Genomic DNA, 9,069 nt, shown 5'->3' with positions numbered 1-9,069 from the left:
AAAAGATGTTAACTCATATTCACGAATAATATCTTTTCGTGGCTTACCATTCAAATATAATTGCACCATTTGATGCTTGAATTCGTCCGTAAATGTTCTTCTTTGTCTTTTAGTCATGTAGATTCTCCTCTTCATCTGTTAGTTCTATTCTACTTGACCTTAATTTTTCTGTCTAAATCAGTGTAGCCTATCCAACGTATACTTTTGAGCTTAATGAAGGTTTAATTTGGATTGAATCAATTATTGACAGACATTATGGAAAGATTTGTCCAAATTGTCTTCAAGAGAATCCTTATTATAGAAAAATGTGGAATTATAAAACTGTTACAGCTTGTCACAAACACAAATGTTTATTGGTTAGACAATGTACAACATGTAAAAAGAGGATATCTCATTACAAAGAAAATATGGAGACATGCAGTTGTGGAACAAAACTTACAGAGATAGAGCCGATAAAAGCTGACTATTTAGATACTAATTACTCTAGGCTTATAGGTCAAAAGGTCAATAGACTTAATACTGATTTAGTAAATGTAGAGATGTACGAAAAATTAATGTATACATTTAGTTTAGAAGAAATTTTATATCTCACAGAGGAGTTTATTCGTGAGACATGCACTTATAGCAATAATTACTATTCTTTCGGTAAGATCAGAGATGAAAGAGAGGGATACCTAGAGTTTATAAGAAATATATATCAAATCTTTAATGATTGGCCGTGGGGATTTCGTGCTTATTTGGATTATTTTAAAAAAGAACATGAACCAACTTGGGAAGACATTTTACAAGCTCGGTGCTATAGTAACTTGAGTTCTTTTGTAACCAGAGATTTAGACAGTGAAAAATTTTTAAATTTTAAGTACGAATTTAAAAAATATATACCATTCCATTTAATTAGGGGAAATCTAAGTATTGAGCCGGTGAAAATATATATGAGAAAGCTATCGGAAATACAACTGGATAAGTACCATTTGGAAGTTGATACAGTAAAAAAGTTGATTATTGATGAAAAAATAGCATGTCCTAAATACCATCCTATTGATCTCGATGACGATGTAAAGTACTTTTCTTTAGATGAAGATAGTTTGAGGAACTACACAATTTATATGCAGATTTTAAATGGTTTAGTTGAAAGGCACTGTATTATATATGATGATTATTTAGAGAGTATCAACTATGGTAAATCATATAAAGAATTTGATGTTAATCGACTAGCAAAAAAACTTTGTTTAATTTAGGCTTGTTCATAAGGATTATTGCTAATGGCTTAATAAACAAGAGACAGCTTAAAGCTGTCTCCATTATTGAACTAACGCACCCGATCGTTTAAGTGTATTTATTCACATAGAACTATCCAAAATAGTTCTATGTATGCAAGTTCTAATAATCTAACTGCTTTAAGCTCAATAATAAACCATCATCTGTAATCTTTTTAATCTTGAATAAATTTAACTTTCTGTCAATTTCTTTATCCATTTTATCTGCTTTACTGAATAAATCCTGGACTCTATCTAAAGCATAAATGAGAGGTGTTAACGCGCCAGCACTTCCTAATTCCACTCCTAAACGCTCATTCTCCGAAAGATGAGTATCCATAATTTTTCTTACTTCTTTATAATAGTCTCCTTTAATAAGGATATATTCAGATTTTGCCTCTAAACCTGCTAATAACTCGGTTCGATTATGTGCTTCATAAGCTTCTATACCATTCACTTTGTACATAAAAAATCCACCTTTCAAGTGTCATAATAATCAACTCATAATAATTATACGAATAAAAATAAACTGAAGTTTCGCTTTTTTCTAATTTTATTTATTCGACTAAACTGCACCGTTTGTTCAATAAGAACTTGCAACAAAAAGCGTTAATCCTTCTTAGATCAACGCACCTATTTGTTTAAGTACATTATTTCACAATGCTATGATCGCCCATTTCTCTTTTTTATCTCATCACTTATTTCAATTAAAGTAAGCAAAATTAACGTCAGCATCATAAAAGTAACTAGTTCTCGTGTAATGAATGCCAATACAGCAATTAAAGCAAGCTAAAACCACAAATACTTTCTATTCATAAAAATAAACACCCCCTTTTTATAAATAACTATCGATACCACTTCAATAATACCATTTTAAGGGATTTTCTTATTGCACTATTCTGCCCCGTAGCTGCATAACAAAAAAAGAGCTGATCCGCAGCCCTTGATATTGAAGTAAAGCCCCTGATAGTTTAAGCAATAATATATACCAACATAGTCATCTATTTAGATACTCAGCTTGTCACAGACAGTAGTATCTCCTTTTAAAAAAAGTAGACGTTTTCCATCTTGAAGGTGAGGCCCTGATACACTTTTCAAATGACCCATACTGTGCTTTTTAATCACTTGGGTAACTTTCAGTTTATGGATTATACCATATTCAAAAGTTGTAAGATAACTTTCTGAAAATAAAAGGTAATTATTAAACGGTATAGTGATTGGTTTATCTTCTTGCATAGCTCCGAATCTGCCTGTCTTAATCCAGTGGTATATATCCGATTTTTTTACTCCAAGGAGAAAGACTAAAATTCTGACCGGCATCCTTTGACTACGTCTACATTCTTCAATTAATTGCTCTTTTATAAATAGGTATACTTCATACTTTGATACTAATGCTTCTGCTAATTGTCCTTGTTTCCAATGTGAAGTTATTTTATTTTCCAGAATCCCTTGCAACAAAATGTGACTATTTGTAGGATCAATCCATTGAAAGGCAAGGTTTAAGTCAATAGCATCTTTAGGAGGCTCTTTAGTATGTTCATTTAATTTTATTTCAAATTTTTCTATTGAATTTATTGGTACTACCCAAGTCTCCATGTTTCCGTATGAGTAATTGAATGTATTTTCTAGCAGCTTGCTCTTTAAAATTGCTAATGTAGCTCGAGCACTTGTTCCCCATCTTTCTCGTAAATCATCTTTCGTAATACTACTTTCATAATTAATCAAAAGTTGTTCCAATGCATGGGTTTTAACAAAAGCGATTGAGTATCCTAGATAATCAAACTTAATTTCTGAGATTAAATAACTATGTTTGATACCTGCATTAAACTTATTACTCAAAAATCTAATTTCCTCTGCATTGGTATACTTTTCTTCTTTGGATAGCTGTTCTCGTTCGTACAGTATGTAATTCGAAAATTCTTTAGTAATGAACTCTAAATCTGTAGTGTACAAGGAAGGTAAAACATTCTTAATCAAGTGAGTGAGCTTCTTTTTGTTTTCTATTTCTACTAGTTGTATGAACCTATAAAAGGAAGATGGCCAATTGTCAACTATTTCAAAAGCAAATGAGTAAATACAGATTGATTGAGTGATGGTCTTTGCATTTTTTAAGCGAGTTCCTTCTATTGCTTTTTCATCAAAAATATAATCTTTGCGATCATAAGAAAGAACATCTTTTGATAATAAATGAGTAGACCAATGAGCAAAAAACTCAACTGTCTTAAGAAAAGTAGCTGGTTGATTTATATAAGGGTGCGTATATTCAAGCGTGTTCTTCGTAAATAAATTATTTATGTGTTTTTGGTAGGAAATTATCCCGTTATCATTTGCGTTTATAACTTCATTTGTAGTAGTGGCAGTCTTACATTTTGTACAATATCCCTTTATTAAAGAATGAATGTCAAATGGCATCATACAGTAAGAACAGCTATCGATAAGAAAACAATTATGTTCAACACATAATATTGAATGTGAACTTGTCCAGTTTTTTCGATGATAAGCCTTCTGTTGCAGACAAAGGGGACAACATCTTACTTTGGTATAAAGAAACCAGGGATTCTTATTGTAACTACCTATATCAATGTTTAGTTTCTTTAATATAGGTGGTAGGGTTAAATCTTGTGCTAATTGGAAGGGAATATTAAGAAAATCGGAAATGCTTTTTAAAGATTCACCTTCCAGCCAATTAATCTCATAGGGATTCAAATTTGATTGGTAGTACTCTTCGTAGTTACCAATAATCCAGTTGTGATTAATCATACAGTTTTCTTCGGCTGTTCTATAAAAGAAACTAAGTAAGGTTTCATCTGAATATGGTGTTGGATTAATCAGAAACATAGTATCTTCCCTTTCGGACTTTTGGTTCTATTTTTAACAGAAAAGACAGAATTTATATGTTGCACCTATAAATAGTTGGTAATAATTAAATATAGATAATATGACTTCTAGGAATGATGAAGATGCAAGTGCGAAAGATTAAAGCAAGCAAAAAAAAGAATTATCGAGGAAGTACACCAAGTAAGAAATGTGGAGCTATGATTCAATGGGAGAGTTTGTTAGAGAGAGATTATATCTATTTACTTGAATTTGACACTAATGTTAAATACTTTGAATCCCAATCAGTAGAAATCGATTATCTTTATAAAGGAAAAAAGTATTGCTATTACCCTGATTTCCGAATTTTCACTACTGATAATCGTATAAAGATTGTTGAAGTAAAGCCTCGAAGTTTTTTGCAAAAAGAAGAGAACTTGAGAAAGTATCAGGCTGGAAAAATGTACTGTGAGGAAAGAGGTTGGGAGTTCCTTGTGGTCACTGAAGATAATATTAGAAAGGGATTTTTGCAAGAAAATCTAAGAAAACTATTCCACATAAGTTATGATCAAATAAACGTAGCTCTGTTAGAAAAATTGAAAGAGACAATAAAGAATGAAGAACCCATAAAAATTAATTCTCTAGTTGAAAAAATGGAAGGATTATTTGATAAATCACTGTTGTATAAGCACATTTATTATTTGATTTTTAAACAACAAATATATACTGACTTAATTAACACTATTTTAGGTGAGACTTCTATACTGAATATCAATCATGCTAGGTTGAGGTGAGGTAAATGTATGATTATAGATTTACACATGGCACTGCATTTAAAATAGATGACAATGAATATGTTGTACGAAAAGAACTTGGCGATGAAATTGAATTAAAGAATTTATCGTATCAATCTATTGAAACCTGGAGTCTTACTGAACTAATAGAAAAATGGGATGCTGGTAAGTTGTCTTTTAAAGTACATAAAGGCACTGAATTCGAAATTGATTTTCCTGACTATGATTTAATTCCTGAGGAACTAAAAAAGGAAGCAAATGAGAGGTTGAAAGTACTAAAGCCGGTTCTGGATGGTGATATTTTACCATCTGAATTTAAAGATTATGTAGAATCATTGTCACCTAAGATAGCTTTATCAACACTTTATAACTGGAAAAGGAGATATGAAAAGACTAATGATATCAGAAGCTTGGTGTCTAGAACAGATTTGAGAGGACCTAAAAGACATTGGTCTGATGAACTTGCTATTCAGGTAATTGATGAAATAGTGGAAGAGTTTTTATATAGTGGAGAAAAATATACCCTCCAGTATCTATATGCTGAATATATAGCAAGAATTAATGAGTTAAATGCATGTAGAGATGAAGAAAATAAAGTCAAACCTGTATCTTCTTCAACTTTTTATAGAAGAAAGAATGAAGTGCTGGATATTCATAAAGTAGAGATAATTCAACATGGGAAAGTAATAGCAGACTTAAATATGAATGGTTCTAAGTATACAGTTAAAGCAACTAGACCTTTAGAACGGGTAGAACTTGATTGGACGGCTGTGGATATATTATTGGTTGATCCGAATACTTTAAAAGCTAGAAAACCAAATTTAGTTTACGCAATAGATAAATTTTCGAATCATCCTCTGGGCTTCTATGTAACCTTTAATGATATTGATTCTAATGCTGTGAAACAATGTTTATTACATTGTCTTATGCCAAAAACGTATATAAAAGATATTTATCCCGAAGTTGAAAATGAGTGGGTAGCTTTCGGGAAACCAGAAAACCTCATTTGGGATAATTCTAAGGTAAATGAATCGTTCGACATTGATGACGTATGTTTTCAATTGGGGATTGAAAAAACTTTTTGTCCGGTGGATTCAGGTTATAGAAAAGGAACTATTGAAAGAGCTTTTAAGACAATTAATACGAAAGTTTTCCATACCCTAAAAGGAACAACAAAATCAAATATTTTTGAAAGAGGCCGTTACGATTCTGAGAAGAAAGCATGTTTAACTATGCAAGTTTTTATCTATATATGCCATATTGCTTTAGTGGATTTGGTTGCTAATCAATTCAATAGCAAAATAAGAATGAAACCTATAGAAAAATGGAAGAAGGGTTTGAAAGCCAATCCACAAATTATTCCTTCATTATCTCGAACAAAAAGAGAGCTACAACTTATTCTTATGTGTGGGTTGAAGGAAAGAAAGATAACTAATAGGGGCATTGCTCTTAAGAATGAATATTACACTTCTTCAGAGTTAATGAATTTAAGGCAAGAAATGAGAGCAAGAGGAATTGAAAATCAGCAAGTTAGAGTTCGATTTGATTTATCTGATGTAAGGAGTATTTTTGTGTACAATCCATTCCAGAAAAAATATATTGAGGCTTACAACAAAGAACTTGAAGATAAAGGATTTTTGCTCGAAATGCCAGTGCATTATTCTGATATTGAGTTGGATTCGAAAATTTACTATGAAGAGAAAAATCATCAAACTGATATCAAATCTATTGGTAGAAGTAATAGGAAGATAAGGTTGATTCAAGAGCATGATTCCAAAAGAATAGCCAAAATTAAAAGTGGTAAGAGTGATAGTGATTCTGATATTTCGGATGGAAGTTATATAGGAGTTTCGACGAAGGGCATCTCGTATATCCAATTAGACTCTCCAGAGGCAGCTGATACAATTCAAATCTTAAAAGATGAAAGTAACGATTTATTAGGGAAGAACAAGAAAGAAAAGAGAAAAAAAGCTAAAGACAAGAAGGATAAAAAAGCTCATGTGCTGTCTAATGAAGAATTACCCTACATTACTAGTTATCAGCTTGATGAAAATGACTTGCCTGAATGGGAAGTATACAATAAAGGGAGCAAATTAAAATGGAAAAATCAATTTATCCTCTTTTAAATGGTCAACCAGCAAGCTTTGATGATATCAAGTCTAGAAAAGAAAAAGTTAAAGGGATAATTGTTAATCATCCCAATTATAAATCTATATATAATAGAATTGAAGAAACTCATCTTTTGTCTGTAGGTTCTACTCAAGCTGATGGAGTCTTTTTAACAGGAAAATCGGGTGTTGGGAAAACGACTTTATTAAAAGAGTATGCTGATAGATTTCCAAGAAAAATAGTAGATGGAACGACGATTGTTCCTATTATATATTTTAAAGTTCCTGTTGGGGCTACACCAAAAGCGGTAGCTTCACAAATACTATATGAGCTGGGAGATATAAATTTTGATAAAGGAACTCAGGTTCAACAAACGACAAGAATTTTCTACTTTGTAGATAGATGCAAAGTTGAAATGATAATTATGGATGAGTTTCAGCACTTAATAGATAGGGACACTGATCATGTTCTTAACAAAGCTTCTGATTGGGTAAAAACTTTTTTAGAGGAAGTGAATGTTCCAGTGTTGCTCTGTGGAATGCCCGAATCCCAAAAAATTTTCAAACATAATAAACAACTGGATAGAAGGTTTTGTATTAGGGAGTCTTTAGAGCCTTTCAATTACCGAACAAGAGAGGAACAAATTGAATTTAGGACTTTTTTAAAACATATTGATACAGAATTGCCATTTGAAAGACAAGCACATTTAGCTGATTCAAAGCTTTCGGAAAAATTCTTCTATGCAACACAAGGTATTCCATTTTTTGTGATGAAAATATTAGAAGAGGCCACAGTTGAAGCAGCAAAGAATGGAATGGACCAAATATCTGAATTCGAATTGTATGAAGCTTATAGAAAGATAACTACATCTCAAAGGCCAAATGCTGTTAATCCGTTTAATGATGAAAATTTTAATTTAGTGGATGCTATTGAGAATGAATATAAAAAGTCAAAAAAAGGATTTGGTGAAAAATAATATTAGTTTTCAAAGAAAGTACGCATAAAGTATGCACATTTAATGTGTGTAGAAATATAAAGACATTTAACTCTGTTCTCTGAAACAAAGGAGATACTACTACTTTGAAAATTAAAACTAGTACCTCCTTTTATATTTCTTAAAATATTCATTTCAGCTAATTATAGTACCTTAATCCTCTACAATTAGCATTTACTATTTAATAATGTTTCAATAGCACCTATCTTTGCTTTTAAGAGATCATGATCTACCCATGAGACTTTCTCTGGATTATCGATAAAATTAGCTAAAGCAAGATATTTTCTTTTCCCTTTCTTTATAACCCTAATTTCAATATCCTTTTCTCCTCCTAAACTAACAATTTCCATTTTAATTTTCTCCTTGAATTTTTAATAATACTCTTATCATTTCTAAACTCACGGATGTTTCGAGAAAAAGACTTTCCGACTTCATGTCTAATACTAGCTGAGAAAAAATGATAATTGAAACGTTCGAATTTCTATTGTTTTTTGCAAAAGTTATGTAAAAGCCGAGTATTCTAATGAATACTCGGCTTTTTAATTAGGCACCTAGAACATAAAACACGTATCTGCTCATACCTTCAGCTACAAGAATAGCTGCAAGTGCTGCATAGCTTACTGCAGTCATTGATTTTTTATTTGAAGAAATAGCATAGAATCCGAAAATAGCCATTCCTATGATTTCAATTACCCAACGTGTAATAATAATGGATTGGTAATCTGCTAAGCTTACAGATGCAGCAGTACCAGAAATCAAATGAACTTCTCCATTAAATCCAGCGAATAACGCAGCACCAATTAATTGAACAGCAATACCCACTGCCGCTACTGTGAAACCAATTTTAAATAATTGCTTCGTAACCTCAGCATTTTTGATAAAAGTTGCTTTTAAGCTAATCATTAAAATAGCACCAAGTGTAAAGGTTGTTCCATAAAATGATAGAAATGTATTAGCGCTATCCCAACCGTTTACTAATGTATTAGAATAAACAGCTGCCATGCTATATACATCTACTAATCCAACAAATGCTGTTACAAGTATTAACCAAGAGTTTGCTCTCTTTTGTACAAAGAATAAACCAAGTGTAAGAACGGCTAAT

At 31.5% G+C, this 9,069-nt stretch carries 8 protein-coding genes and 2 pseudogenes; 5 read left to right on the top strand and 5 right to left on the bottom strand.

From position 1 onward, the window contains the following. Positions 1 to 117: pseudogene (locus BN349_RS24000) on the bottom strand (IS3-like element IS655 family transposase); the annotation flags it as partial. A 59-nt stretch (positions 118 to 176) separates the two neighbouring features. Here BN349_RS24000 and BN349_RS26915 point away from each other — a divergent pair. Both BN349_RS26915 and BN349_RS14510 read left to right on the top strand, forming a co-directional pair. After that, a pseudogene (locus BN349_RS26915) lies at positions 177 to 344 on the top strand (TniQ family protein); the annotation flags it as partial. 63 nt (positions 345 to 407) lie between these two features. Continuing rightward, positions 408 to 1,238 carry a hypothetical protein gene (locus BN349_RS14510; RefSeq protein ID WP_019243051.1) on the top strand — a complete coding sequence of 277 codons (831 nt, stop codon included), beginning with the start codon at positions 408 to 410 and terminating at the stop codon, positions 1,236 to 1,238. A gap of 142 nt (positions 1,239 to 1,380) precedes the next feature. Here the strand turns inward: BN349_RS14510 and BN349_RS23995 are convergent, their stop codons facing one another. Together BN349_RS23995 and BN349_RS14500 are read right to left on the bottom strand one after the other, a co-directional pair. Further along, on the bottom strand, positions 1,381 to 1,722 hold the full coding sequence (locus BN349_RS23995; protein ID WP_019243050.1) for a hypothetical protein: 342 nt from the start codon (positions 1,720 to 1,722) through the stop codon (positions 1,381 to 1,383). A gap of 539 nt (positions 1,723 to 2,261) precedes the next feature. Beyond that, complete coding sequence (locus BN349_RS14500; protein WP_019243049.1) at positions 2,262 to 4,094, bottom strand: TniQ family protein; 1,833 nt, start codon at positions 4,092 to 4,094, stop codon at positions 2,262 to 2,264. 113 nt (positions 4,095 to 4,207) lie between these two features. On the opposite strand from BN349_RS14500, the gene BN349_RS24930 reads away from it, so the two are divergent. From BN349_RS24930 to BN349_RS14485, 3 genes are read left to right on the top strand one after another with little or no spacing between them, the layout of a single operon-like run. Further along, a complete protein-coding gene (locus tag BN349_RS24930) occupies positions 4,208 to 4,864 on the top strand; it encodes a TnsA endonuclease N-terminal domain-containing protein (RefSeq protein WP_081591248.1) in 657 nt (218 codons plus the stop codon). 5 nt (positions 4,865 to 4,869) lie between these two features. Next, positions 4,870 to 6,990 carry a Mu transposase C-terminal domain-containing protein gene (locus BN349_RS14490; protein WP_019243047.1) on the top strand — a complete coding sequence of 707 codons (2,121 nt, stop codon included), beginning with the start codon at positions 4,870 to 4,872 and terminating at the stop codon, positions 6,988 to 6,990. Next, on the top strand, positions 6,963 to 7,949 hold the full coding sequence (locus BN349_RS14485) for a TniB family NTP-binding protein (protein ID WP_019243046.1): 987 nt from the start codon (positions 6,963 to 6,965) through the stop codon (positions 7,947 to 7,949). Before BN349_RS14490 ends, BN349_RS14485 begins: the two co-directional genes overlap by 28 nt. Before the next feature lie 185 nt (positions 7,950 to 8,134). Here the strand turns inward: BN349_RS14485 and BN349_RS14480 are convergent, their stop codons facing one another. Together BN349_RS14480 and BN349_RS14475 are read right to left on the bottom strand one after the other, a co-directional pair. Continuing rightward, positions 8,135 to 8,317: a hypothetical protein gene (locus BN349_RS14480; RefSeq protein ID WP_019243045.1), complete on the bottom strand. Its 183-nt coding sequence runs from the start codon at positions 8,315 to 8,317 to the stop codon at positions 8,135 to 8,137. Between the two features lie 193 nt (positions 8,318 to 8,510). After that, a partial coding sequence (locus BN349_RS14475) for a DmsC/YnfH family molybdoenzyme membrane anchor subunit (protein ID WP_019243044.1) occupies positions 8,511 to 9,069 on the bottom strand: 559 nt, incomplete at its 5' end.

Origin of the sequence: Bacillus sp. AP8, assembly GCF_000321185.1 — a bacterium.
Taxonomy (GTDB): Bacteria; Bacillota; Bacilli; order Bacillales; family DSM-1321; genus Bacillus_AD; species Bacillus_AD massilioanorexius.
The sequence above is the reverse complement of the archived record's forward strand: the minus strand, read 5'-3'. Positions and strand labels throughout refer to the sequence as shown.